The organism is Brucella sp. RRSP16, from assembly GCF_052246815.1.
GTDB lineage: Bacteria > Pseudomonadota > Alphaproteobacteria > Rhizobiales > Rhizobiaceae > Brucella > Brucella intermedia.
In genome coordinates this window covers 253296-277889 of sequence record NZ_JBQQAM010000005.1, presented here as the reverse complement: position 1 = coordinate 277889, position 24594 = coordinate 253296, and the positions used below count along the sequence as shown (strand labels likewise).

Genomic DNA, 24594 nt, shown 5'->3' with positions numbered 1-24594 from the left:
GGGCTGACGATCAAGGGCGCAAGAAGAGGCATCTGCAACGCATCATTGCCGCATGAGCAGCGACTGTCTTGCCATGCAAAAAAGCGTGGCCTATTTAAAGCCAGCGCCGGAGTGCAGTTCCTGCCTTTGGCGCAAGAAAGATATCCAGTTCTCAGGGCGGGGTGAAACTCCCCACCGGCGGTAACGGGTCAAGGACCCGAAGCCCGCGAGCGCCTGTCACGGCAAATGTGTCAGGGTCAGCAGATTCGGTGCAATTCCGAAGCCGACGGTCATAGTCCGGATGAAAGAGAACGAGGTTGGAAGCATGCGCGTGCCGGACGGCTTGCCGTCTTCATTGTGTTGTTTTTCTTCCCGTACCCTGAGGTGACAGGCTTGCCAGGGCAAGTTCCGCCGAAACCGGAACGCGCCCTATCGTTTTGCCGCATCTTTGCGTCGCCAGATGTTTTCATTTGGCTGCAAAATGCTCCGAAGGAAGAAACCGTTGAGCCAACTTGCCTCTGCCCCAACTTTAAAACCGACCGTGCGCGGCGCAGCGCTGATGGTCGCGGCCTGTTCGGCCTATGCCGCAGTCAACGTCGCCACCCAATGGGCGGGAACACGTACCGGCATTCCATCCGTCATCATCGCCTTCTGGCAATATGTGATCGCGCTGGTGCTGACACTGCCCATGCTCATTCGCGATGGCGCGGGAGCCCTGCGCACCAGCCGCTTCGGCCTTCATGTCATGCGCGTCGCGCTGGCCGCAGCCGGCGTGCAGGTGTGGATCTACGCGCTTACCCATGTGCCGATCTGGCAGGTGGTCGCCCTTTCCATGACCTCGCCGTTCTTCGTCATCCTTTGCGCGCGGCTGTTTCTGCGGGAAAAGGTCACGCCGGCGCGGCTGCTCACCACATTCGCCGGCTTTGTCGGCGCGCTGGTCATCATCGCGCCCTGGTCGGATTCCTATACGGTCTATTCGCTGCTGCCGGTCCTCGCCGCCGCACTGTGGGCGGGCTATTCGGTGATGACCAAATATCTGACCCGTTTTGAAAGGCCCGCCAGCATTTCGGCCTATATGCTGGTGCTGCTCACCCCCATCAATGCAGCGCTTTGGCTCGCATCCGGCCTCAGCATGACGGCAATCGCCGCGCCGAACGTCGAAATCTGGTCGATATTGATCGTCATCGGAGCTTTCACTGCCCTGGCGCAATATTTCCAGATTGCAGCCTATTCGATCGCGGATGCGGTTTATCTGCAGCCGTTCGACGATCTGAGACTACCGATCAATGTGATTTTCGGCTGGATCGTTTTTGCCGCCGCGCCGGGCATCAACTTCTGGCCGGGGGCCGCGCTGATCGTCGGCGCATCGCTTTATCTGATGCGGCAGGACAGCGGCACGACGCGCACGGCCTGACGGAGCCGGTGGCACGCCTGCCTATCGGACGACAGGCAGGCAGTCTTGCGTGGCTTCGGCAGAGCCGCGCTCATATCCGCCGACCCAAACATCGAGCCTTTTCACCAGCCAGCGGTGGAGCGGATTCTCGAACAGGTGATAGGCAGCAGCCGCGGTCAACACGCTGGCGACAGCAGCCCCACAGATGACCAGAACCGCGCCCGCCGTCGTCTCGCTCCACCGCTCCGGCGCCATTCGGAAAAACATCATCCCGACCAGCGGATGCAGGATGAAGATGCCAAAGCTGTAACGGGAGAGGCTTGCCAGCCGGCGCCATTGCAGCGGCGTATAAATCCCCTGACTGGATGCGAGATAGAGCACATAGACGCCCGTATAAATGAATGCCAGCCGCAAGGGACCTTCCAGTGTGTGGGGTTCGCCCGGGCCGTTTTCCGGGTGGCAGAACAGAAAGACGGCGAGGCAGCCGGCAAGCAGGCTTTTGACGACCGCCCCCGGCATGGCCGGATGTTCCCTGCGGGCAAGCCACATTCCGAACAGAAAGGAAGGCAAGGCCCGGAAGACGCCCACATTGGACAGCTGAATGCGGGTAAGCGACAGGACGCCGAGCTTTTGCGCCAGATATTCGCCTGCCACAGTCGCAACAATGACGCCCACCAGGACCCAGCTCCCGAAACGGCGGCACACCATGTCGAATAGCGGGAAAGCCAGATACATGGCCAGAAGCGCGCTCAGCGACCAGCTGACATAATTGTAGGAGGAGGTGTGGCCCAATCCCCAATTGTGGACCAGCAGCAACTGTGCCAGCCCGTCGCGCCAGCTTGTACTGTGCTCGCCCAGAGGGTGCAGGATTCCCGCCGCCGCGAGGGCGGATAGCAGCGCGAAACAGGAAAAGGCAACCACGTGCAGCGGATAAATCCGCGCCAGCCGCTTGCCGACGAAAGCCACATAACGGGGCCAGCTCCAAAGATAATTCCGCCGCCGCGCCAGAAAGAGCCCGGAAACGATAAAGAAGACATCTGTAAAATAAGAAAAGGCTAATATAAATTCATTCAATGTTTCATTCTTCACCGGAATTCGGAAGGAAAAATGAAAGACGGCGATCCCTATACACAATAGAAACCGCAATCCATCGAAATCAGGAAGCCTGCTCATTCACAAAAGCCATGAAAATTACTTTTACGAAACTCTACTTACCAATTTTTTGGGAGTTGTCGAGCATGGCCGTCCGGGAAAGCCGGTCGAATGTCGCGCGGTTTTCCGGCGCGAAACATTGCTGGTTCGATGACAGCTGTCGCGATGATCGAACTGGTCTGTGACTGGCTTGTCGGGAAGGAAAATTTGGTGGAGCCAAGCGGGATCGAACCGCTGACCTCCTGCATGCCATGCAGGCGCTCTCCCAGCTGAGCTATGGCCCCATCAGACCTCTTTCGAGGTGGGCCAGGCAGGACTTGCTGCCCGGTGTGGCGGCTTATTAAATGGCGTTCGCGAGAAGATCAAGAGCTAAATCGCAACTCTTTTCACATCTGCCAAAAATAATTCACAGATCGCGGCGGTATTCATGCAAGAGGCGCCCAAAACGAAACGAGGCGACCCGAAGGCCGCCTCGCAAAAGCATCATGTCCGGACCGGCTGAATGGATCAGCCTTCTTCGTCGTCGCCGCCGACGCCGCCACCGAGAATGCCCGACATGTCGTCGTCCTCGTCTTCCTCTTCTTCGAGGAAGGTGTCGTCATCGTCGTCGCCCAGATCGACATCGTCGTCGTCGATATCCGGCAGATCGTCGCCGCCGCCCTTGGTTTCGTCGTCGGCGTCCTCGAGCGAGACGAAATCCGGCTTTTCCAGTGCCGTATCCAGTTCTTCCTCTTCGGTTTCCTCTTCAACGACACGGCTTTCAAGCGTGGAGTCGAAATAGGACCGCGGATAGGAAATGCCGGTGTAAGGCGAAACGATCGGATCACGATTGAGATCGTAAAATTTCTTGCCCGTTTCCGGGTCGATACGCTTGGTACCAAGTTCAGCTTTTGCCACGTCTAGCCTCGTTAATTTGCACGGGGACACAAATTCATATTATCGCGCCGGGATGCCTGCCTCGAAGCATACAGCCCATCACCATGCTGCTCACTGAACCATATGGCAAGGGGCAAGTCTCAAGCGCGTTTACAGTGTTGTCCGGTGCATAAACGCAATTTGGCGCGTTTGTCAAAGCCAAACGCACGCGCATATGCAGACTCTTCCGCCTCCGTGTCGCCTGCGCCGCGTATTCGCGGATGACCACACAATATTACTATGCTAGGGAAGCCCCGCTTATCTCTCAATCCCGGCGCGAGATCGCGCCAAAATGTGACTGTGAAAAATCCATGTCCCATTCTGCATCCCCGAAACCAGCAACCGCCCGCCGCTCGGAGGCACTCACGGGCGAAATCCGCATTCCGGGCGACAAGTCCATCTCGCATCGCTCCTTCATGTTTGGCGGTCTCGCATCGGGCGAAACCCGCATCACCGGCCTTCTGGAAGGCGAGGACGTCATCAATACAGGCCGCGCCATGCAGGCCATGGGCGCGAAAATCCGTAAGGATGGCGATGTCTGGATCATCAACGGCGTCGGCAATGGCTGCCTGTTGCAGCCCGAAGCAGCGCTCGATTTCGGCAATGCCGGAACCGGCGCGCGCCTCACCATGGGCCTTGTCGGCACCTATGACATGAAGACCTCCTTTATCGGCGACGCCTCGCTGTCGAAGCGCCCGATGGGCCGCGTGCTGAACCCGTTGCGCGAAATGGGCGTTCAGGTGGAAGCAGCCGATGGCGACCGCATGCCGCTGACGCTGATCGGCCCGAAGACGGCCAATCCGATCACCTATCGCGTGCCGATGGCCTCCGCGCAGGTAAAATCCGCCGTGCTGCTCGCCGGTCTCAACACGCCGGGCGTCACCACGGTCATTGAGCCGGTCATGACCCGCGACCACACCGAAAAGATGCTGCAGGGCTTTGGCGCCGACCTCACGGTCGAGACCGACAAGGAGGGCGTGCGCCATATCCGCATCACCGGCCAGGGCAAGCTTGTCGGCCAGACCATCGACGTGCCGGGCGATCCGTCCTCGACTGCTTTCCCGCTCGTTGCGGCCCTCCTGGTGGACGGTTCCGACGTCACCATCCGCAACGTGCTGATGAATCCGACCCGTACCGGCCTCATCCTCACCTTGCAGGAAATGGGCGCCGATATCGAAGTGCTCAATGCCCGTCTTGCTGGCGGCGAGGATGTCGCCGATCTGCGCGTCAGGGCCTCGAAGCTCAAGGGCGTCGTCGTTCCGCCGGAACGCGCGCCGTCGATGATCGACGAATATCCGGTCCTGGCGATTGCCGCCTCCTTCGCGGACGGCGAAACCGTGATGGACGGGCTCGACGAACTGCGTGTCAAGGAATCGGATCGTCTGACAGCGGTCGCACGCGGCCTTGAAGCCAATGGCGTTGATTGCACCGAAGGCGAGATGTCGCTGACGGTTCGCGGCCGTCCCGACGGCAAGGGACTGGGCGGCGGCACGGTTGCAACCCATCTCGATCACCGCATCGCGATGAGCTTCCTCGTGATGGGCCTTGCGTCGGAAAAGCCGGTGACGGTTGACGACAGCAACATGATCGCGACGTCCTTCCCCGAATTCATGGACATGATGCCGGGACTGGGCGCGAAGATCGAGCTGAGCAACGCGCAATGACGCCGTTTATCGTCGCTATCGACGGACCGGCCGCTTCGGGCAAGGGAACCCTTGCCCGGCGCATCGCCATTCACTACGGCATGCCGCATCTGGATACGGGGCTGACCTATCGCGCCGTCGCCAAGGCGCTTCTCGACAAGGGCCTGCCGCTCGACGACGAGGCGGTGGCGGCTGAGGCAGCACGCAATCTCGACCTGCGCGAGATGGACAAGGCCGTCCTTTCCGCCCACACCATCGGCGAGGCGGCCTCCAAGGTCGCCGTCATGCCGAAGGTCAGGCGGGCGCTCGTCGAGGCGCAGCGCAATTTCGCCAATGCCCTGCCCTCGAGCGTGCTTGACGGGCGCGACATCGGCACCGTCGTCTGTCCCGATGCGGCGATAAAGCTCTTCGTCACGGCGTCGCCCGAAGTGCGTGCGGAGCGCCGCCATGAGGAAATCGTGGCGCGCGGCGAGGAGGCCGATCTTGCGGAAATCCTCGCCGATCTCAGGAAGCGCGACGAGCGTGACACGAACCGGATCGATTCTCCCTTGAAGCCCGCGGAAGACGCGCACTTGCTTGATACGAGCGAAATGAGTATAGAAGCGGCATTTCTGGCCGCAAAAAAGCTGATCGATCACGCTTTGGCGCAGCATCGGGGATGAAATCCGGCAGGTTTTAAGGCCTTTTGGATATCATTGTGCCTCGAAACGCTGGATTATCCTGAGTTCGGACCTATATAGGCTGCACTCATACTGAAAAGCCTGACTTCGCGTTCCACGCGCCGGTTGTCTGCAAAGACGGGGCCGAGGTCGGGCACAACGCAACACTAACCCCCGGCGCTGCATCCGATGAATTTTCCGGATGCACCAGGAGTATTCATGTCAGAATTCAATCCATCCCTCGCAGACTTCGAGTCGCTGCTGGCGGAATCCTTTGCCACGAACGACCTTGCTGAAGGTTATGTCGTCAAGGGCCGCATCGTGGCCATTGAAAAGGACATGGCGATCATCGACGCCGGTCTGAAGGTCGAAGGCCGCGTGCCGCTGAAGGAATTCGGCGCAAAGGGCAAAGACGGCTCGCTGAAGCCGGGCGACGAAGTGGAAGTCTACGTCGAGCGCATCGAAAACGCTCTGGGCGAAGCTGTCCTGTCGCGCGAAAAAGCACGCCGTGAAGAAAGCTGGGTCAAGCTCGAGCAGAAGTTCGCCAACGGCGAGCGCGTCGATGGCGTGATCTTCAATCAGGTCAAGGGCGGTTTCACCGTCGACCTCGACGGCGCTGTTGCGTTCCTGCCGCGTTCGCAGGTCGACATCCGTCCGATCCGCGACGTCACCCCGCTCATGCACGTCCCGCAACCGTTCGAAATCCTCAAGATGGACAAGCGTCGCGGCAACATCGTTGTCTCGCGCCGTACCGTTCTTGAAGAAAGCCGTGCGGAACAGCGTTCGGAAATCGTCCAGAACCTTGAAGAAGGTCAGGTCGTTGAAGGCGTCGTCAAGAACATCACCGATTACGGTGCGTTCGTCGACCTCGGCGGCATCGACGGTCTGCTGCACGTGACCGACATGGCATGGCGCCGCGTCAACCATCCGTCGGAAATCCTCACCATCGGCCAGACGGTCAAGGTGCAGATCATCCGCATCAACCAGGAAACCCATCGTATCTCGCTCGGCATGAAGCAGCTCGAGAACGATCCCTGGGATGGCATCGGCGCGAAGTACCCGATCGGCAAGAAGATCACCGGCACCGTCACGAACATCACCGACTACGGTGCGTTCGTCGAAATCGAGCCGGGCATCGAAGGCCTCATCCACGTTTCCGAAATGTCGTGGACCAAGAAGAATGTCCATCCGGGCAAGATTCTTTCCACCACGCAGGAAGTCGAAGTCGTTGTGCTCGAAGTTGATCCGGTCAAGCGCCGTATCTCGCTCGGCCTCAAGCAGACCCTCGACAATCCGTGGACGACCTTTGCCCAGAAGTACCCTGTCGGCACCGTTGTTGAAGGCGAAGTCAAGAACAAGACCGAATTCGGCCTGTTCATCGGCCTCGACGGCGACGTTGACGGCATGGTTCACCTCTCCGACCTCGACTGGAACCGTCCGGGCGAACAGGTCATCGAAGAGTACAACAAGGGTGAAGTCGTCAAGGCTGTCGTTCTCGACGTTGACGTCGAGAAGGAACGCATCTCGCTCGGCATCAAGCAGCTTTCCGGCGACAAGGTCGGCGAAGCAGCAGCTTCGGGCGAACTGCGCAAGAACGCCGTTGTGACCTGCGAAGTGACCGCCGTTACCGACGGTGGCCTGGAAGTCCGTCTCGTCGACCACGATCTGGAAAGCTTCATCAAGCGTTCGGATCTGTCGCGTGACCGCGACGAACAGCGTCCGGAACGCTTCACGGTCGGTCAGAAGGTTGACGCCCGCGTCATCGCCTTCGACAAGAAGACCCGCAAGCTGCAGGTCTCGATCAAGGCGCTCGAAATCGCCGAAGAAAAGGAAGCTGTCGCTCAGTACGGTTCGTCCGACTCCGGCGCTTCGCTCGGCGACATCCTCGGTGCCGCTCTGAAGAAGCAGGAAAAGAACTAATCTTTTCCTCTTTGACCGAACATGGAAAAGCCCGCCTTATGGCGGGCTTTTTCTTTATTGAATGGGGACACGCACATTGGCGGGTAAACGGTCTTGCAGCACCACGTCATAGAGAACGCTGCCAACGCAAATCGAAGCGCAATGCTCGCAGAAGAAAGGCCGGGATGTCACCATCCCGGCCTTTCACACATTTCACTAAAGCCTTTTTATTGTCCGATCGAGCTAGGCAACACTGAGCATATGGATCAGGCCAAGGCTGATGGCGCCGAGAGCCACCAGCGAAAGCACTGCCGTCAGCGTGACGCGGCCACCGGCGGAAGCCACCGAACGGATATCCACGCCGAGGCCAAGGGCCGCCATGGAAACGATGGTGAGGATTGTCGAAGCAGACTGGATACCGGGCAGGATCGATTCCGGTATCAGGTGCAGCGAATGCAGCGCCATCATGCCGAGGAAGCCGAGGATGAACCATGGCACAAGCTGGAAGAAGCCAGGCTTGGCATTCGCGTCCTTGTTTCCGGCAAGTAGCGCCAGAGCCAGAATGACCGGTCCCAGCATCAGCACGCGCACGAGCTTCACCAGCGTGCCAAGCTGCACGCTGATCGTGGCGACCGGGGCGGTGGCGGCCAGCACCTGCGGCACGGCATAGACGGTAAGTCCCGCCAGCACGCCATATTGCGTGTGCGACAGCCCCAGAAGCGGCACCAGAAGCGGCAGGAGCAGCACGACGGCCACGCCCAGAATTGCAGTGAAGGCGATAGAAGCCGCCACGTCCTCGCTTTCCGCACCGATGACCGGAGCGGTTGCGGCGATGGCGGAATTGCCGCAAATGGAATTGCCGCAGGCGACCAGCACGGCCATGCGGTGCGGAAGTTTCAGCAGGCGTCCGATCCCGTAGCTGAGCGTAATCGCCAGCACCACGACGCCGGCAATGCCGAAAATGAGCCCCGAACCCGCAGCCACGACAGCGCTCGCGCTGATGGACGCGCCGAGCAGCACCACGGCGATCTCCAGAAGCAGCTTGGCCGAAAAGCCTATACCCTTGTTGAACTGCGGACCCGGACGCAGGAACGTCCGCACGAGCGTGCCGAGGAGAATGGCGATTACCAGCGCTTCGAGCCAGGCGCGACCCGCATAATGTTCCTCGACCCTCTCAATTCCGATTGCCGCGATTGCAACCGCGACGCTCAGGCCAAGTCCCGGGAGGATGTTCTGGATCTTTGAGTAGGTCATTTTCTGAATACTGCGCTGAAAAGAATTATTTTCCGATCAGATGCCCGATTTTACCTGTTCAATCCATTTCATTATATGTCATATTTCATTCGGTAAAATCGAACGATCATTGCTATGACACTGGAACAGCTACGAATTTTCATTGAAGTTGCCGAGCGCGAACACCTGACGCGAGCCTCGGAAGCCCTGCATCTGACCCCTTCAGCAGTCAGTTCGGCCATCCGGACCATGGAGGATCGCTACGGGGCAACGCTTTTCAACCGCATCGGGCGGCGGATCGAACTGACCGGCGACGGACGCATGTTTCTGGACGAGGCGCGCGCGACGCTGGCCCGCGCCCGTTCCGCCGAGCGAATGCTTTCCGAACTTGGCGGTGGCAAGCGTGGCATTCTTGCCATCCATGCCAGCCAGACCATTGCCAGCTATTGGCTGCCGTCTTTTCTGGCACGGTTTCACAGCGAGTTTCCGCTGATCGATGTGCGGCTGACACTCGGAAATACGGAAAGTGTGACCCAGGCGACAGAGGAAGGCGTTGCCGATATCGGCCTTGTGGAAGGGGCGGTGCAGGCTCCGTCGCTGTCGATCACCAAGGTTGCAAGCGACCAGCTTATTCTCGTGGCGCGTCCCGACCATGACTGGGCCGCGGGCGGGAAACTGACCTGGGACCGGCTTTTCGAGGGGAAATGGATATTGCGAGAGCAGGGATCGGGAACGCGCAGCGTTTTCGAGGATGCCATGCGCGCTTCCGGATACAATCCGGCGCGGCTGCATGTGGCGCTGGAACTGCCCTCGAACGAGGCCATCTGTTCGGCGGTGCGCTCCGGCGATTATGTAACCGCCATATCCGAACTTGTCGCCGCTCCGCATCTGAAAGCCGGAACACTGGTGAAGGCAGGCTTTGCCCTGCCGCAACGCCAGTTTCTCATGCTGCAGCACAATGACCGCTACAGGACGAAAGCGCTTCAGTCTTTCGCCAATTTGCTAAGCGGCGGAGATCAGCGGATCTGACGCAACAATTCCGGCTGCGGGAAGCAGGTGGAGGCCATGCCATTCTTCGCCTGCCACAGGCCAATGGAGCGGCGGGTCTTGAAGCCGGGGAGGCCATCCGGCTTGCCGACATCATAGCCCAGCACCTGCATGCGCTTCTGCATCGCGCCGATATCGGAGCGATACATGGAGCCGACACCGCCCCATGCGTGACTGAAATCGCCCGCGCCATAGGCGATGCGATCACCGACATGGCCGATGAAGAGCGCATAGAGATCGCTCATATTATAGTCCTTGAGCACGTAGAAGTTCGGGCTCACCACGAAGGCCGGGCCATAGCGACCGGCGGGCATGAGCAGGAAGCCCTCGCTCTTCATTTCATTGGCCGGAAATGGCTTGCCATTCACACGCGTGATGCCGAGCTTTGCCCATTCGGCAATCGTCTTGCCCTGATCCGGACCTTCCAGCGAACAGGACACGTTCTGCGGAACGCTGACCTCAAAACCCCAGTCACGCCCCTTCTGCCAGCCATGCAGTTTCAGATAATTGGCGATGGAGGCGAGCGTATCGGGGACCGAATTCCAGATGTCGCGCTTGCCGTCGCCGTCGAAATCGACGGCGTGCTTCAGATAGGAAGTCGGCATGAATTGCGGCTGACCGAGCGCGCCCGCCCATGAGCTTTTCATGGCGCTTTCATCGATATAGCCCCTGGAAGCGATTTCGAGCGCGGCTATCAGTTCCTTGCGGAACATGTCCTTGCGGGTCGCCATAAACGCCTTGGTGCCGAGAACCTCATAGGCATTGTACGGAATCTTGACCGTGCCGAAGCCGGATTCGCGGCCCCAGACGGCAAGCAGGATCGGCCCCGGAACGCCGTATTTCTGTTCGATGCGCTTCAGGAGGCTGGCATATTGGCCATAGCGCGCCTGTCCGCCGCTTGTGACGGCGCTCATCGTCCTGGCATTGAAATATTTGCCAGGCGCACCGAATTCAGCCTGTTTCTGCTCTTTCGGCGTCGAGGGCTTTTCGCCGGGAATCACGAGATCGGGCAGTTTCCAGTTGATCGAGACACCGGCGAAGGCCTGATCGAACACGGCGCGGGACACGCCTGCCGCCTTCGCTTCCGGCCAGAGGTCCTTTTCCAGCCAGCTGCGATACTGGTTTTCAACCTGCGCTTTGGACGGCGCGGCGATGGCGGGAGAAATGGCAAGGCTGGCAACCAGTGCAAGACCAATCTTCAGGCTATGCTTCCAATTTCCCGCTGCCATGCCTTCTCCATTAGTTCTAAAGGGTGGTTCTTGCCCGCAAGGCGGCAGCAAGCGTGCCTTCATCCAGATAATCGAGTTCGCCGCCGACCGGAACGCCGTGGGCGAGCCGTGTCACGCGCACGTCGAAGCTCGAAAGCTGGTCGGTGATGTAATGCGCGGTGGTCTGGCCTTCGACGGTGGCGTTGACTGCCAGAATCACTTCCCTGATTTCACCGGCGGCGACGCGCTCCACCAGTCCTTTGATGTTGAGATCGTCCGGGCCGATGCCATCGAGCGGCGACAGGCGACCGCCCAGAACATGATAGCGCACATTCATCGTACCGGCGCGCTCCAATGCCCAGAGATCGGACACGTCTTCCACCACGATGAGGGTGGCGGGGTCGCGGCGCTCATCGGTGCAGATCGTGCACGGATCGCTTGTGTCGACATTGCCGCAGCACGAACAGATGCGCACCTTTTCGGCGGCCTCCTGCATGGCGCCGCCAAGCGGCACCAGAAGCGCTTCCTTCTTCTTGATGAGATGCAGCGCCGCGCGACGGGCCGAACGCGGCCCAAGCCCCGGCACACGGGCCAGGAGCTGGATGAGACGTTCGATTTCTGGACCGGCTATTCGTTTGGACATTGGCTTAAGGGAGTAAGGGAATAGGGGAATAAGGGAGTAGGGAACGGGATCAAGGGGAGATGCGGCATGGCGGCAGTCAGCCCACCAAAACATACTCCCCTATTCCCTTATTCCCCTACTGCCTTAAAACGGCAGCTTAAACCCCGGAGGGATCGGCAGGCCGGCGGTGAGCGACTGCGTCTTTTCGCCATGGCCGCTTCCAGCTTGGCCTTGGCGTCGTTATGCGCGGCGATGATCAGGTCTTCGAGGATCTCCACCTCTTCTTCCTTCATCAAAGTCGGGTCAATCTTCAGCGCCGACAGGGTGCCCTTGCCCGACAGGGTGATCGTCACCAGCCCGCCGCCGGAAGAGGCCGAGGCCTCCAGATTGGCGATCTCGTCCTGCATGGCCTTCATCTTGGCCTGCAATTCCTTCGCCTGCTTCATCATGCCCATCATGTCACGCATGGGTTTACTCCATCATTCCGTAATTCAGTCGTCTTCAGACAGGGCACCGGGTGTTTCCGGTATTGCATCGAGGTCAATGTCCTCGTCATCATTCTGTTCCGGCACGGCGATGCGCACGTCGGTGATCTTCGCGCCCGGAAAGGCCGCGAGAATGGCGGCAACATCGGGATCGGCGCGGGCGTCGGTCACCAGATTGTCGCGGCGCTCGGTCTCCGCCTCCGAAATGGTCTGCCCCGCCACGTCGCGGGCGACGGTAACGATCCAGCGAATGCCGGTCCAGTTCAGGAGGCGCTGTGAAATGTCGCTCGGCAGCGATTTCGGCGCGTCGTCGGTCAGGCCGATTTCGAGCCGTCCGGGTGCAATGGATGCAAGGCGCACACAGCTCTTGACCAGAATCTTGAACTGCATGTCGCGGTGCTTGTCGGCGAGCGCGACGACATCGTGCAGGCTGTTGACCGGAACGGAAGGTTGCGGCGTGGGCTCCACGAATTGCTGGGGCGCGACCGATGGCTCAACCGGCTGCGGCGGCGTTTCCACGATACGCATGGCCGTGGCCGGACCGCCGGAGGCAGGAGCCATCGAAGACGAGCCAACCGCATCGGCGGCAAAGCGCGCTTCAGGCTGACCGCCGCCGCCATTCGGGCGCGGGCTGCCCGGCTGCGGGCGCGGCGCTGCAACCGAACCATTGTCGAGACCGCGGATCGCTTCGTCCAGCGTCGGCAGATCGGCTGCATGAGCAAGCCGGATCAAAAGCATTTCGGCAGCCTGTACCGGCCTCGCCGCCGTGTCGACCTCCGCAATGCCCTTGAGCAGCATCTGCCAGGTGCGCGACAGCACGCGGACGGAAAGCTTCTGCGCGAATTCGCGGCCGCGCACACGCTCGTCTTCCGACAGCGACACGTCTTCCGCCACATCCGGCGTAAAGCGCAGGCGCGTCACCAGATGGTTGAAATCGGCAAGATCGGTCAGCACCACCGACGGATCGGCGCCCACATCATATTGCGCGCGAAACTCGGTCAGAGCGCCAGCGACATCGCCGCGCATCAGCATCTCGAACAGGTCGATGATACGGGCGCGGTCGGCAAGGCCCAGCATGGAGCGCACGGCTTCCGCCGTGACGGCGCCAGCGCCATGCGCAATGGCCTGATCGAAGATCGACAGCGAATCGCGGGCCGAGCCTTCGCCTGCGCGGGCGATCATGGCGAGCGACGCGTCGTCCACCGCGATCTCTTCCGCTTCCGCGATGCGGCGCAGATGTGCGGCTAGCGTGCCCGATTCGATGCGACGCAGGTCGAAGCGCTGGCAGCGCGACAGGACCGTGATCGGCACTTTTCGGATTTCCGTGGTGGCGAAGATGAACTTGACGTGCGGGGGCGGCTCTTCCAGCGTCTTCAGCAAGCCGTTGAAGGCGGCAGTGGAAAGCATGTGCACTTCGTCGATGATATAGACCTTGTAACGCGCGGAGACCGGGCGGTAACGCACCTGCTCGATGATCTCGCGAATGTCGTCGATGCCGGTATGCGAGGCGGCGTCCATCTCGATCACGTCGACATGGCGGCCTTCCATGATCGCCTGGCAGTTTTCGCCCGGTACGGAAAGGTCGATGGTCGGCTGGTCAACCGTATCGGTCTTGTAGTTGAGCGCGCGCGCCAGAATGCGCGCCGTCGTGGTCTTGCCGACCCCGCGAACGCCGGTGAGCATCCAGGCCTGCGCGATGCGGCCCGTCTCGAACGCGTTTTTGAGCGTGCGGACCATCGGCTCCTGGCCGATGAGATCGTTGAAATTCTGGGGGCGATATTTGCGGGCGAGAACGCGATAGGCCCCATCGGCAGCAAAGCCGGCGGATTTTGTGTCCATGAGCTGCCCTTCCGTTCTTCCTGTTCCGCTTTTTTTCCCAGTCGCCAGTTTGGACCGGACTCATGAGCGACGTCAACCAAAGAGGCTGCCCATCAACAGTCGTCGGCGTCGTGAGAAAGGGTGGGAGGCTGGCACGATGACCCGTGCCGTGGCTCGTTAGGGCTGCTTCCTTCCGGACCTGACCCGGTTGGCGAGTGGCTCGTCCACCACCAACCTCCCGGCTTGCATATCGTCAATTGTGAAGCAAAATGCAAGAAGGGCACCGTGCAAAAAGCAAGCGCCGGGCGAAAAAAACTGATAGAAACCGCTTATGGAACAATTCGAACTCGATAAACGGCTCAATGCCGACACGTTTTTTGTCGCCAAGCTCGGCCTGTGCGAGCTTCGGCTGATGAACGACCGGCGCTGGCCGTGGCTGATCCTGGTGCCGCGCCGCCCTGACCTCACTGAAATTCACGACATGACGCCGCTGGACCAGACCATGCTGACGTTCGAGACCGGCATCGTGGCGCAGGCGCTCAAGACAGTGACGGCGTGCCACAAGATCAATACCGGCGCGCTCGGCAATATCGTGCGCCAGCTGCATCTGCATGTGATCGCCCGCAGCGAGGGCGATGCGGGCTGGCCTGGCCCGGTCTGGGGCTTCGGCACCCGCGAGACCTATGACGAAAAGGACGCCCACCGGCTGATCGCCGATATTCTCGCGGCGCTGTAGATCTGGTTGAACACGCCACTTTCCCGAAAATCATTCACAGTTTCGGGACAGGCTTCTGATCCCCTGAACAATATTCGAGAGCACCATGGCTTTCCGTCTCTACGACCTGCCGGAAATAGAACCGAGTCGATCTGTCGGGTTTTCCGGCAACCGGATCGACCGCCAGTCCGAAAAGCGGCAGGATGATTCTGCCTTCACGGCGCTGGAACTTCCCGAAACGCGAATCATGCTGCTGGGCGGCAACAGGCTGCTTCTCGACTATGCCGATGAGAATGCGCCGCGCGCGCTGTTCCGCCTCGGCGAGGCGAAGGAATTTGCGGCCGATCTTCAAGAGCCTATTCTGCTCGGCCTTCAGGACGGCGTGCCTATCGTGGCTCTGACGACCCCGCTTGATCCGGAGACGATGGAAGCACCGTTCCGGCTGCAGGATTATCGCAGCATCTACACGGAAGGGCTGGTTTCAGCCGACCTGCTGGGCGCGCTGGCGCAGGCGGCGGCGCTCACCGCGTGGCACACCAATCATCGATACTGCGGGCGCTGCGGCACAAAAACCGACATGCGAGGCGGCGGGGCCAAGCGGCAATGCCCGAACTGTGGCGCCGAACATTTTCCACGCACCGATCCGGTGGCCATCATGCTGCCGGTGCGCGGCGAGAAATGCATTCTGGCGCGTGGGCCGCATTTCGCGCCCGGCTCCTATTCCTGTCTTGCAGGCTTTATCGAGCATGGCGAAACGATCGAGGCCGCCGTGCGCCGCGAAAGTGTGGAGGAAATGGGGCTCTCCATCGGCCGCGTCGCCTATCACGCGAGCCAGCCCTGGCCGTTTCCCTATTCGCTGATGATCGGCTGTCATGCCGAGGTCTTGAGCGACGATTTCACCATCGACCGCTCGGAGCTGGAAGACGGCCGCTGGTTCTCCAGGGCCGAAGTGCGCACCATGCTGGCGGGTACACATGAAAACGGGTTGCGGGTGCCGCCATCCGGCGCCATCGCAACCCATCTGATAAAAGCCTGGGCGGAAAACTGATCCCGCCCGATATTCTCTGGATTACTCGGCGGCGAGCAACTGCGTGCCGCGAATATCGCTGCCCTGATAGACGCCGAGAATGCGTACTTCCTTGGTGAAGAAGCGCAGTTCCTCCAGCGCAAGCTGGAGATTGTGGTCTTCCGGGTGCCCCTCGACATCGGCATAGAACTGCGTGGCGATGAAACGCCCGCCGATCTGATAGCTTTCGAGCTTGGTCATGTTGATGCCATTGGTGGCAAAGCCGCCCAGCGCCTTGTAGAGCGCAGCCGGGACGTTGCGCACGCGGAAGACAAAAGTCGTCACGATGCGCTCGCCGTTTTCCGGACGCGGCGCCCACTGCTTGTTCTTGGACAGGACCACGAAGCGGGTCACGTTGTCTTCCGAATCCTCGACATTTTCTTCCAGAATATCGAGGCCGTAGAGATCGGCAGCAAGGCTTGGCGCAAGCGCCGCCATCGAACGGTCCTTCATGTCGGCGACGAGACGCGCGGCCCCTGCCGTATCGCCCGCGATGACGCCCTTCCAGCCATTCTGGCGGATGACGTTGCGGCATTGGCCGAGCGCATGGACGTGGCTGTGAACGGTCTTGATTTCCTCGCGCTTGACGCCCGGAAGCACCATGAGCTGGAAATGGATCGGCAGGAAATATTCGCCAATGATGTGCATGTCGGCAAGCGGCAGCAGATAATGAATATCCGCGACGCGACCGGCCAGCGTGTTCTCGATGGGGATCATCGCAAGGTCGGCGGCGCCGGTTTCAACCGCGTTGAAGGCATCCTCGAAAGTCGGGCACGGCAAAGGCTCCATGTCGGGAAACATGTTGCGGCACGCCGTATCGGAATTTGCGCCCGCTTCACCCTGGAAGGAAATCCTGTTGGTCTTCATCGTGTCCATGCTTTCTCAATTGCCGCTCGACGGCGGTCGTCAGATACCCTTTGCGACAAGAAGGCGCGCTCGGTCAAGATCAGCCTGCGTGTCAACGCCCAGCGGCACGGTCTTCACCAGTTCCACATCAATGCGCATTCCGGCTTCGAGAGCCCGCAATTGCTCCAGTTTCTCCCGCTTTTCCAAAGGCGACGGCCCAAGCTTCACAAAGCGTTCGAGTGCCGGGCGGCGATAGGCGTAAAGGCCGATATGATGATAGAGCGGACCGTCGCCATAGGGCGCGGTTGCGCGGGTGAAATAAAGCGCGCGCAGGCGGCTGTTGCCTGCCAGCGGCGAGCCCACGATCTTCACCACGCTCGGATTGGTCTTTTCCGATTCTTCCTCGATTTCGACGCCAAGCGTCGCAATGTCGGCAGGTCCGTCTTCCAGCGGCAGAAGCGCGCGGCGGATGATGTCCGGATCGATGGTCGGCAGGTCGCCCTGAACATTGACCACCGCATCGACCTCGCCCGCGGGATCGACTTTCAAAAGCGCTTCATAAATGCGGTCGGAACCGGATTCGTGATCCTCGCGCGTCATGATCGCTTCGTGGCCATGTGCGGTCACGACCGAAAAAATCTCCTCGCTGTCGGTAGCAACCACCGTCCGGCCCAGCTTCGCAGCCGCTGCGCGATCGGCCACATGGACGATCATCGGCTTGCCGCAAATATCGGCAAGCGGCTTGTTCGGCAGGCGCGTGGAGGCCATCCGTGCGGGAATCAGCGTGAGGGTCTTTAAGGTCTGCAGCATGATCGCCTCTTGAGAATAATAAGGTCGCGAACGCCTTGTAACGCGCTTCGCCGGTGCTGGAAATGCATCAAAAGTGTCAAAAAGTCACGGGTCCGGTCACCCTTATAGGTGTTGCATCGCCCTGGCAAAAGACCTAGTTTCCGCCCGATGCCGGGGAGAGAATTGTGACCTTTATTAAAGGTTTGCATGCCGGCTAGGAGAGCGTTCTCGGGGAGAGCGTTTTGGTAGAGGGAGCGCTGACCGGCGATGAATTCAACCCGGACTAACAAGTTTATCATGGCTTTTCTGGCAACGGTTTTCGTTGTCATGACGACGGGCATCCTGTCCGATTCGCTGTTTCACTCGCCTGCGCCTGAAAAGCCGGGCTTTGCCATCGAAGCGGCGGAAGCCTCGACCGGCGAAGGGGGAGCTGCACCGGCCAAGGAAGAAGTTTCGATTGCGACCTTGCTGCAGTCTGCCGATCCGGCACGCGGTGAAACCGTCTTCAAGCGTTGCGCTGCATGCCATACCGGTGAAAAGGGTGGCGCCAACAAGGTGGGTCCGCATCTGTGGGATGTCGTGAACCGTCCGGCTGCCTCCGTTGAAGGTTTCGGCTATTCGGCTGCGATGAAGGAATTCGGCGCTGCGGGCAACAAGTGGGACTTTGAACATCTCAACAAGTTCCTGACCTCGCCGAAGGGCTTCATCAAGGGCACGGCCATGGGCTTTGCCGGCGACAAGAAGGACAACGAACGCGCCGACCTGATCGCTTATCTGCGCACGCTGTCCGACAACCCTGCCCCGCTGCCGACCGCCGATGCCGCACCTGCTGCTGGCGGCGATGCCAAGCCGGCCGAAGGCGAAAAGCCAGCCGAAGGTGGCGCACCTTCTGGCGCACCGGCAAGCGGCGAACAGAAGCCTGCGGAACCGGCTCCGGCGAATTAAGCCAACGAGACAAAATGATCAAAGCCCGGCTCGCCGGGCTTTTTTCTTGCCCGCATCAAATTTCTTGCCCGCATGCCTTTCTTCCTCCGCAAAATCCCATAAGACTTCTCCTAATATATCCGAAACAGGAACGGAGAGGCTGGATGAGAGCTTTTTGGGCGGGTGCGTTCGCGGTAGCCATGCTTGCGAGCACGGTTTCTATGGTTCACGCAAATGACGCGGAACCCCAATGGCGCTATTCCTCCAGCCTGCTTGGCGAGCCCAAATATCCAGCCGATTTCAAGCATTACGACTATGTGAACCCGGATGCGCCGAAGGGCGGCACGCTGAACATGGTTGCCGTCGGCACCTTCGACAGTCTCAATCCGTTCGTGGTGCAAGGGGTTCCTGCCGCGGGCCTGTCGGACTTCGGCGGCGGGATGCTTTACGATACGCTGATGACGGATTCGGCCGATCAGGCCTCGACCCAATATCCCGTGATCGCCGAAGCCCTGCAATATCCCGACGACTTTTCATGGGTGAAGTTCAAGCTCAATCCCAAGGCGAAATGGCATGACGGCCAGCCGATCACGGTCGATGACGTGATCTGGTCGTTCGATGTGCTGAAGAAGCAGTCGCCGATGTACAACAAATATTATGGCGACGTGGAGAAGGCGGAAAAGACCGGCGAACATGAAGTGAAATTCACCTTCAGCCAGAAGGGCAACCGCGAATTGCCGCAGATCATGGGGCAGCTTGCCGTTCTGCCCAAGCACTGGTGGGAGGGCAAGGACGCGCAGGGCAAGCAGCGCGACATCACCCGCCCGACGCTCGAAATCCCGCTCGGCTCCGCCGCCTACAAGATCGAGAGCATGACGCCGGGACGCTCCATCACCTGGGCGCGCGTCGACGACTATTGGGGAAAGGATCTGGCCGTCAATGTCGGGCGCAACAATTTCGACCGGCTGCGCTACGAGTATTATTTCAACGAGGACGCGACCTGGGAAGCCTTCAAGAAGGGCGGCCAATACGATTATCGCAACGAGAATCGTGCCCAGCGCTGGGCCGAGCAGTATAATTTCCCGGCAGTACAGCGCGGCGATGTCGTGAAGGCCTCTTTCCCCTACCATGCCGTCGGGCGCATGCAGGGCTATTTCCTCAATATGCGCCGCGACAAGTTCAAGGACCCGAAGGTGCGTCAGGCCCTGACCTATGCCTTCGATTTCGAATCGATGAACCGCCTGCTGTTCTTCAACCAGTACCAGCGCATCAACAGCTATTTCGCGGGCAATGAACTCGAACTGAGCGGCCCGCCGACACCGGCAGAGCAGGCGATACTGGAAACGGTGAAGGATTCGCTTCCCGCCGAGGCGCTGACCAAGGAATTCAAGCTGCCGGTCTATGACACGCCGCAGGCAACGCGCGATAACCTGCGCACCGCCCTGAAACTCTTTTCGGAAGCGGGCTGGACATTGCAGGGCAACAAGCTCGTCGATGCCAAGGGCAATCCGTTCACCATCGAATTTCTCGGCAAGGACCCGACCGACGAGCGCATCTACAACCCGTTCGCCGCAAGCCTGCGCAAGATCGGCATCAACGCGACGGTGCGCATCGTCGATACGGCGCAATTTCAGGCCCGCGTCAACGATTTCGACTATGATGTCATCACCTCCGTCATCCCGCAAAGCGCCTCGCCTGGCAATGAACAGCGCGACATGTGGGGCTCCAAAGCTGCCGACTTCAAGGGCAGCCGCAATTATGCAGGCATCAAGAATCCAGCGATCGACAAGCTGATCGACCGCGTCATCTATGCCAAGAACCGTGACGAACTCGTCGCCTCGACCCACGCGCTCGACCGGGCTTTGCTGTGGAACTATTACGTCATTCCGCAATGGTATTCCGACAAGATCAACGTGGCCTATTGGAACAAGTTCGGAATGCCTGAAAAGCAGCCCGATTATATGGGGATTGACCCGTTCTCCTGGTGGATTGACCCTGCGAAGGAAGCCAAGCTCAAGACCGGCAGTGAATGAGGGCCGACGAGAATGACAATCCTTCGCATGAATCGCCGCCATTTTCTGGGGCTTTCGGGAGGTGCCGCTCTTGCGCCGTTCCTGCCACCAAGGGCCTTTGCCGACATACGAACGGGAAAGGCCCTCCACGGACTTTCGGCTTTCGGCGACCTGAAATACGGTCCTGATTTCACCCATTTCGACTATGCCAGCCCCGAAGCGCCGAAGGGCGGCACCTTCAATTTCGCGCCGTCGAGCTGGGTCTGGAACCAGAACACCGACACGTTCAACACGCTCAACACCTTCACGTTCAAGGGCGACGCGCCGCCGCGCATGGAACTGACCTTCGATACGCTGATGGCTTCGGCGCTGGATGAGCCGGATTCTGTCTATGGCCTCATCGCGGAAAGTGCGACGCTTTCGAAAGACCGCCGCAGTTGCACTTTCAAGCTTCGCAAGGAAGCGCGCTTTCACGATGGCTCGCCGATCACGGCGAAGGACGTGCTGTTCACCTATACGACCATCAAGCAGAAGGGCCATCCGACGCTGCGCCAGTCTCTGACTGGCGTGGAAAAGGTGGAGGCAACCGGCAATCGGGAAGTGCGCATGCGCTTCGTCGAAGGGCGCGGGCCGAATGCCATCCTCGACGCCGTGACGGTGCCGATCCTGTCGGAAAGCTGGTTCAAGGATCGCGACTTTGAAGCCACGACCATGGAGCCGGTACTGGGTTCCGGTGCCTACAAGGTCGGCAACTTCGCCGCCGGCCAGTTCATCGAGTATGAGCGCGTCGAGGATTACTGGGCGAAGGACCTGCCGGTGCAGAAGGGCTTCAACCATTTCGACCGTATTCGCATCGAGTTTTTCCGCGACCGCCAGCCGCAATTCGAAGCCTTCAAGAAAGGCAGCATCGAGTATCGCGAGGAAACCGTCTCCAAGAACTGGGCGACGGCCTATGATTTCCCGGCCATCCAGCAGGGAAAGGTCGTCAAGCGCACCTTTCCGCCGGAAAAGCGCCCACTGATGCAGGCCTGGGCGCTGAACCAGCGCCGCGAACGGTTCCGCGATCCGCGCGTGCGTGAAGCAATCGCGCTCTGCTTCGACTTCGAATGGACCAACGAGCATCTTTTCTACAATGTCTATGCGCGTTCCCAATCCTGCTTCAACGGATCGGATTTTCAGGCAAGCGGCCTGCCGACGCCCGATGAGCTGAAGGTGCTTGAACGCTATCGCGGCAAACTGCCGGACGCGGTTTTCGGGGAGGCCGTGCTGATGTCGGTTTCCGACGGAACAGGACGGGACCGGAAACAGTTCGCGCAGGCCATCAAGTTGCTGGAGGAAGCCGGTTTCGAGCGCAAGAACGGCCAGTTCCATGACAAGGACGGATCGAAGTTCGCGCTGGAAATCCTGAGCAATTCGGAGGGATTTTCTCGCGTATACAATCCCTATGTGCAGAAATTGCGCGCCATCGGCATCGACGCCAGCCTGCGGCTTGTCGATGCAAGCCAGTATCAGTCGCGCATGCAGGATTTCCAGTTCGACATGGTGGGCATGGCGTTGCAGTTCAGCCCCACGCCGACACAGGAATCGCTTGCCGGCATATTCGGCTCCGAATCGGCCAAGGTGCCGGGCAGCTATAATCTTCCCGGCACGGAAGATCCGTTGATCGATGCGCTGATTGCGGATATCGGCAAGGTTTCGACGCGTGAAGAACTCGTCGCCACGATGCGGGTGCTCGATCGGTACTTGCGTATCCGACGCGACTGGATTCCAAATTGGACGACAGCGAATCATCTCGTGGCCTATTGGGACCGGTTCGGTTTCAAGGAGCCGAAGCCCGATTACGGCTTTCCCGTCGAGACGCTGTGGTGGATAAAGCAATGATTGTGAATGACGAAAAGGCAGAAGCTGTTGGCAAGCCACAAGACTGAATCGAACCTGCGGAGAAAAACGGGCTGATGGGCGCTTACATTCTCCGCCGTCTGCTTCTGATGATCCCGACGATTTTCGGCATCATGGCCATTTCCTTCGCCGTCGTTCAGTTCGCCCCCGGCGGTCCGGTCGAGCGGGTGATCGCGCAGCTTTCCGGACAGGGCGGCGACGCTCTCGACCGCCTTTCGGGCGGTGGCGGCGATTTCGGGCAAAGCGCTGTCGACAGCGGCTCGGTCAATTCCAAATATCGCGGCGCACAGGGGCTTGACCCGCAATTCATCGCCGATCTGGAAAAGCAGTTCGGTTTCGACAAGCCGCCGCTGGAACGTTTCGGCCAGATGCTGTGGAACTATCTGCGATTCGATTTCGGTCGCAGCTATTTCCGCGATATCAGCGTGATCGACCTCATCAAGGAGAAGATGCCGGTTTCGATCTCGCTCGGCCTGTGGCTGACCTTTCTGTCCTACATGATTTCGATTCCGCTCGGCATCCGCAAGGCGATCAAGGACGGGTCGCGCTTCGACACCTGGACAAGCGCCGTCATCATCGTCGGTTATGCGATCCCGAGCTTCCTTTTCGCCATCCTGCTGATCGTGCTTTTTGCGGGCGGCTCTTTCTTCGACTGGTTCCCGCTGCGCGGCCTTACCTCACCGGATTTCGCGCAGATGTCGTTCTGGGGCAAGATCGGCGACTATCTGTGGCACATGGTGCTGCCGGTGACCGCACTCGTGCTTTCCGCCTTCGCCACCACGACGCTTTTGACCAAGAATTCGTTTCTGGAAGAAATCCGCAAGCAATACGTGACCACGGCACGCGCCAAGGGGCTGACCGAGAATCAGGTTCTCTATCGCCACGTCTTCCGCAATGCGATGCTGATCGTGATTGCCGGTTTTCCGGGCGCATTCATATCGGCCTTCTTTACCGGCTCGCTTCTGATCGAAACGATCTTCTCGCTCGACGGGCTTGGTCTCCTCGGCTACCAGTCGGTCATCAACCGCGATTATCCGGTGGTGTTCGCCAATCTCTTCATCTTCTCGCTGATCGGGCTTCTAGTCGGCCTCCTTTCCGACCTCACCTATACGTGGATCGATCCGCGCATCGACTTTGACCGGAGGGACGTCTGATGACCGACACCCCCTTGTCGCCCGCCGTTCCCGTGAAACGCCCCTTTCTGTCGCCGCTCAACAAGCGCCGCTGGCAAAATTTCAAGGCGAACAAGCGCGGTTACTGGTCACTTTGGATATTCCTGTTCCTGCTCATCGCAGCGCTTTGTTCCGAGTTCATCGCCAATGACCGGCCCATCCTCGTTTCCTACAAGGGCGAGCTGCTGATGCCGGTTTTCGTCGATTATCCGGAAGAAAGATTCGGCGGCTTTTACGCCGTCACCGATTATCGCGACCCGGTGATACAGGACGAGATCAACGCCCATGGCTGGGCCATCTGGCCACCGATCCGCTATTCCTACAACACCGTGAACAACGAGATACCGGAAGCGGCTCCGTCAAGGCCGTTCTGGCTCTATTCGGCGGAAGAGCGCTGCCAGCGTTACCCGCAGGGCGTGGAAGACCCGAATTGCCGCTTCGGCAATTTCAACCTGCTCGGCACCGACGATCAGGCGCGTGACGTCTTTGCGCGCGCGCTCTACGGCTTCCGCATTTCCGTGCTTTTCGGCCTAATCCTCACCTTCTTCTCCGCCATTATCGGCGTGACGGCAGGTGCGGTTCAGGGCTATTTCGGCGGCTGGGTCGATCTTCTGTTCCAGCGCTTCATTGAAATCTGGTCCTCGATCCCGGTTCTCTACCTGTTGCTGATCATCGCGGCGATATTGCCGCCCGGCTTCTGGGTGCTGCTCGGCATCATGCTCCTGTTCTCATGGGTCGCCTTCGTCGGCGTGGTGCGCGCGGAATTCCTGCGGGCGCGAAATTTTGAATATGTGAATGCAGCACGCGCGCTCGGCGTGAAGAACGGCACGATCATGTGGCGGCATCTCCTGCCAAACGCCATGGTGGCGACACTGACCTTCCTGCCTTTCATCCTGAACGGCTCGATCACCACGCTTACCTCGCTCGACTTCCTCGGCTTCGGCCTGCCGCCCGGCTCGGCTTCGCTCGGCGAACTCCTCGCCCAGGGCAAGAACAATCTCCAGGCCCCCTGGCTCGGCATTACCGGCTTCGTGGTCATCTCGCTGATGCTGTCGCTCCTGATCTTCATCGGTGAAGCAACACGCGACGCCTTCGATCCGCGAAAGGCATTTCAATGA

20 protein-coding genes, 1 tRNA gene, 1 other RNA gene, 1 pseudogene and 1 riboswitch are annotated in these 24594 nt (G+C 59.8%); of the genes and pseudogenes, 12 read left to right on the top strand and 11 right to left on the bottom strand.

Going from position 1 to position 24594, the window contains the following annotated elements; all coding sequences use genetic code 11:
- Positions 1 to 143 precede the first annotated feature (143 nt).
- Positions 144 to 296, top strand: a riboswitch (FMN riboswitch).
- A 185-nt stretch (positions 297 to 481) separates the two neighbouring features.
- Entirely contained in the window at positions 482 to 1393 is a 912-nt protein-coding gene (locus ACS5UA_RS10535; protein WP_266018190.1) for a DMT family transporter, read from the top strand.
- A gap of 21 nt (positions 1394 to 1414) precedes the next feature.
- Here the strand turns inward: ACS5UA_RS10535 and ACS5UA_RS10530 are convergent, their stop codons facing one another.
- The 3 genes from ACS5UA_RS10530 to ACS5UA_RS10520 all read right to left on the bottom strand — a co-directional run bounded on the left by ACS5UA_RS10530 (position 1415) and on the right by ACS5UA_RS10520 (position 3421).
- Entirely contained in the window at positions 1415 to 2545 is a 1131-nt protein-coding gene (locus tag ACS5UA_RS10530; RefSeq protein WP_063619893.1) for an acyltransferase family protein, read from the bottom strand.
- Between the two features lie 187 nt (positions 2546 to 2732).
- Positions 2733 to 2808 (bottom strand) — tRNA-Ala (locus tag ACS5UA_RS10525).
- A gap of 223 nt (positions 2809 to 3031) precedes the next feature.
- Positions 3032 to 3421, bottom strand: a complete 390-nt coding sequence (locus ACS5UA_RS10520; RefSeq protein WP_006471224.1) for a TIGR02300 family protein — start codon at positions 3419 to 3421, stop codon at positions 3032 to 3034.
- 329 nt (positions 3422 to 3750) lie between these two features.
- Here ACS5UA_RS10520 and aroA point away from each other — a divergent pair, with 329 nt between their 5' ends.
- The 3 genes from aroA to rpsA all read left to right on the top strand — a co-directional run bounded on the left by aroA (position 3751) and on the right by rpsA (position 7661).
- Positions 3751 to 5103 carry a 3-phosphoshikimate 1-carboxyvinyltransferase gene (gene aroA, locus ACS5UA_RS10515; RefSeq protein ID WP_241084620.1) on the top strand — a complete coding sequence of 451 codons (1353 nt, stop codon included), beginning with the start codon at positions 3751 to 3753 and terminating at the stop codon, positions 5101 to 5103.
- Positions 5100 to 5744, top strand: a complete 645-nt coding sequence (cmk, locus tag ACS5UA_RS10510) for a (d)CMP kinase (RefSeq protein WP_063619891.1) — start codon at positions 5100 to 5102, stop codon at positions 5742 to 5744. The genes aroA and cmk overlap by 4 nt, the downstream gene beginning before the upstream one ends.
- A gap of 216 nt (positions 5745 to 5960) precedes the next feature.
- Entirely contained in the window at positions 5961 to 7661 is a 1701-nt protein-coding gene (rpsA, locus tag ACS5UA_RS10505; protein ID WP_006471225.1) for a 30S ribosomal protein S1, read from the top strand.
- 222 nt (positions 7662 to 7883) lie between these two features.
- On the opposite strand, the gene ACS5UA_RS10500 is transcribed toward rpsA, so the two are convergent.
- Complete coding sequence (locus ACS5UA_RS10500; protein WP_006465742.1) at positions 7884 to 8894, bottom strand: YeiH family protein; 1011 nt, start codon at positions 8892 to 8894, stop codon at positions 7884 to 7886.
- Positions 8895 to 9008: 114 nt separating this feature from the next.
- Here ACS5UA_RS10500 and ACS5UA_RS10495 point away from each other — a divergent pair, with 114 nt between their 5' ends.
- Entirely contained in the window at positions 9009 to 9902 is an 894-nt protein-coding gene (locus tag ACS5UA_RS10495) for a LysR family transcriptional regulator (protein ID WP_112702099.1), read from the top strand.
- Here the strand turns inward: ACS5UA_RS10495 and ACS5UA_RS10490 are convergent.
- The 5 genes and pseudogenes from ACS5UA_RS10490 to ffs form a co-directional block, all read right to left on the bottom strand.
- Positions 9890 to 11149, bottom strand: a complete 1260-nt coding sequence (locus ACS5UA_RS10490) for a lytic murein transglycosylase (RefSeq protein WP_063619889.1) — start codon at positions 11147 to 11149, stop codon at positions 9890 to 9892. The genes ACS5UA_RS10495 and ACS5UA_RS10490 overlap by 13 nt on opposite strands.
- Positions 11150 to 11165: 16 nt before the next feature.
- Positions 11166 to 11771 (bottom strand): recombination mediator RecR, encoded by a 606-nt coding sequence (recR, locus tag ACS5UA_RS10485; RefSeq protein ID WP_021587673.1) that lies wholly within the window; start codon positions 11769 to 11771, stop codon positions 11166 to 11168.
- Between the two features lie 123 nt (positions 11772 to 11894).
- A pseudogene (locus ACS5UA_RS10480) lies at positions 11895 to 12217 on the bottom strand (YbaB/EbfC family nucleoid-associated protein).
- A 24-nt stretch (positions 12218 to 12241) separates the two neighbouring features.
- Complete coding sequence (locus ACS5UA_RS10475) at positions 12242 to 14074, bottom strand: DNA polymerase III subunit gamma/tau (RefSeq protein WP_063619887.1); 1833 nt, start codon at positions 14072 to 14074, stop codon at positions 12242 to 12244.
- A gap of 120 nt (positions 14075 to 14194) precedes the next feature.
- Positions 14195 to 14292: signal recognition particle sRNA small type (ffs, locus tag ACS5UA_RS10470), an RNA gene on the bottom strand.
- 92 nt (positions 14293 to 14384) lie between these two features.
- On the opposite strand from ffs, the gene ACS5UA_RS10465 reads away from it, so the two are divergent.
- Both ACS5UA_RS10465 and nudC read left to right on the top strand, forming a co-directional pair.
- Entirely contained in the window at positions 14385 to 14789 is a 405-nt protein-coding gene (locus ACS5UA_RS10465) for an HIT domain-containing protein (protein ID WP_063619886.1), read from the top strand.
- Between the two features lie 85 nt (positions 14790 to 14874).
- The gene (nudC, locus tag ACS5UA_RS10460) at positions 14875 to 15816 is read left to right on the top strand and encodes an NAD(+) diphosphatase (RefSeq protein ID WP_063619885.1); all 942 of its coding nucleotides are present in this window, start codon (positions 14875 to 14877) and stop codon (positions 15814 to 15816) included.
- 21 nt (positions 15817 to 15837) lie between these two features.
- On the opposite strand, the gene ACS5UA_RS10455 is transcribed toward nudC, so the two are convergent.
- The gene (locus ACS5UA_RS10455; protein ID WP_036593082.1) at positions 15838 to 16701 is read right to left on the bottom strand and encodes a prephenate dehydratase; all 864 of its coding nucleotides are present in this window, start codon (positions 16699 to 16701) and stop codon (positions 15838 to 15840) included.
- 39 nt (positions 16702 to 16740) lie between these two features.
- Positions 16741 to 17490 carry a 3-deoxy-manno-octulosonate cytidylyltransferase gene (locus ACS5UA_RS10450; protein WP_063619884.1) on the bottom strand — a complete coding sequence of 250 codons (750 nt, stop codon included), beginning with the start codon at positions 17488 to 17490 and terminating at the stop codon, positions 16741 to 16743.
- A gap of 246 nt (positions 17491 to 17736) precedes the next feature.
- Between ACS5UA_RS10450 and ACS5UA_RS10445 the strand changes: the two genes are divergently transcribed.
- The 5 genes from ACS5UA_RS10445 to ACS5UA_RS10425 all read left to right on the top strand — a co-directional run bounded on the left by ACS5UA_RS10445 (position 17737) and on the right by ACS5UA_RS10425 (position 24594).
- The gene (locus ACS5UA_RS10445) at positions 17737 to 18414 is read left to right on the top strand and encodes a c-type cytochrome (RefSeq protein ID WP_063619883.1); all 678 of its coding nucleotides are present in this window, start codon (positions 17737 to 17739) and stop codon (positions 18412 to 18414) included.
- Between the two features lie 143 nt (positions 18415 to 18557).
- Positions 18558 to 20426, top strand: coding sequence for an extracellular solute-binding protein (locus ACS5UA_RS10440; protein ID WP_063619882.1), 1869 nt, complete (start codon positions 18558 to 18560; stop codon positions 20424 to 20426).
- A 12-nt stretch (positions 20427 to 20438) separates the two neighbouring features.
- Positions 20439 to 22286, top strand: coding sequence for an extracellular solute-binding protein (locus ACS5UA_RS10435; RefSeq protein WP_112702097.1), 1848 nt, complete (start codon positions 20439 to 20441; stop codon positions 22284 to 22286).
- A 74-nt stretch (positions 22287 to 22360) separates the two neighbouring features.
- Positions 22361 to 23458 carry a microcin C ABC transporter permease YejB gene (locus ACS5UA_RS10430; RefSeq protein WP_021587664.1) on the top strand — a complete coding sequence of 366 codons (1098 nt, stop codon included), beginning with the start codon at positions 22361 to 22363 and terminating at the stop codon, positions 23456 to 23458.
- Positions 23458 to 24594: an ABC transporter permease gene (locus ACS5UA_RS10425; RefSeq protein ID WP_006465728.1), complete on the top strand. Its 1137-nt coding sequence runs from the start codon at positions 23458 to 23460 to the stop codon at positions 24592 to 24594. The genes ACS5UA_RS10430 and ACS5UA_RS10425 overlap by 1 nt, the downstream gene beginning before the upstream one ends.

Coding starts and splice junctions, on each gene's coding strand:
- ACS5UA_RS10465 (WP_063619886.1), top strand. CDS start 14,385: ATGGAACAATTCGAACTCGATAAACGGCTCAATGCCGACACGTTTTTT.
- ACS5UA_RS10440 (WP_063619882.1), top strand. CDS start 18,558: ATGAGAGCTTTTTGGGCGGGTGCGTTCGCGGTAGCCATGCTTGCGAGC.
- ACS5UA_RS10530 (WP_063619893.1), bottom strand. CDS start 2,545: ATGAGCAGGCTTCCTGATTTCGATGGATTGCGGTTTCTATTGTGTATA.
- recR (WP_021587673.1), bottom strand. CDS start 11,771: ATGTCCAAACGAATAGCCGGTCCAGAAATCGAACGTCTCATCCAGCTC.
- aroA (WP_241084620.1), top strand. CDS start 3,751: ATGTCCCATTCTGCATCCCCGAAACCAGCAACCGCCCGCCGCTCGGAG.
- rpsA (WP_006471225.1), top strand. CDS start 5,961: ATGTCAGAATTCAATCCATCCCTCGCAGACTTCGAGTCGCTGCTGGCG.
- ACS5UA_RS10430 (WP_021587664.1), top strand. CDS start 22,361: ATGGGCGCTTACATTCTCCGCCGTCTGCTTCTGATGATCCCGACGATT.
- ACS5UA_RS10445 (WP_063619883.1), top strand. CDS start 17,737: ATGAATTCAACCCGGACTAACAAGTTTATCATGGCTTTTCTGGCAACG.
- ACS5UA_RS10425 (WP_006465728.1), top strand. CDS start 23,458: ATGACCGACACCCCCTTGTCGCCCGCCGTTCCCGTGAAACGCCCCTTT.
- ACS5UA_RS10500 (WP_006465742.1), bottom strand. CDS start 8,894: ATGACCTACTCAAAGATCCAGAACATCCTCCCGGGACTTGGCCTGAGC.
- ACS5UA_RS10475 (WP_063619887.1), bottom strand. CDS start 14,074: ATGGACACAAAATCCGCCGGCTTTGCTGCCGATGGGGCCTATCGCGTT.
- ACS5UA_RS10455 (WP_036593082.1), bottom strand. CDS start 16,701: ATGAAGACCAACAGGATTTCCTTCCAGGGTGAAGCGGGCGCAAATTCC.
- ACS5UA_RS10435 (WP_112702097.1), top strand. CDS start 20,439: ATGACAATCCTTCGCATGAATCGCCGCCATTTTCTGGGGCTTTCGGGA.
- ACS5UA_RS10450 (WP_063619884.1), bottom strand. CDS start 17,490: ATGCTGCAGACCTTAAAGACCCTCACGCTGATTCCCGCACGGATGGCC.
- ACS5UA_RS10490 (WP_063619889.1), bottom strand. CDS start 11,149: ATGGCAGCGGGAAATTGGAAGCATAGCCTGAAGATTGGTCTTGCACTG.
- cmk (WP_063619891.1), top strand. CDS start 5,100: ATGACGCCGTTTATCGTCGCTATCGACGGACCGGCCGCTTCGGGCAAG.
- nudC (WP_063619885.1), top strand. CDS start 14,875: ATGGCTTTCCGTCTCTACGACCTGCCGGAAATAGAACCGAGTCGATCT.
- ACS5UA_RS10495 (WP_112702099.1), top strand. CDS start 9,009: ATGACACTGGAACAGCTACGAATTTTCATTGAAGTTGCCGAGCGCGAA.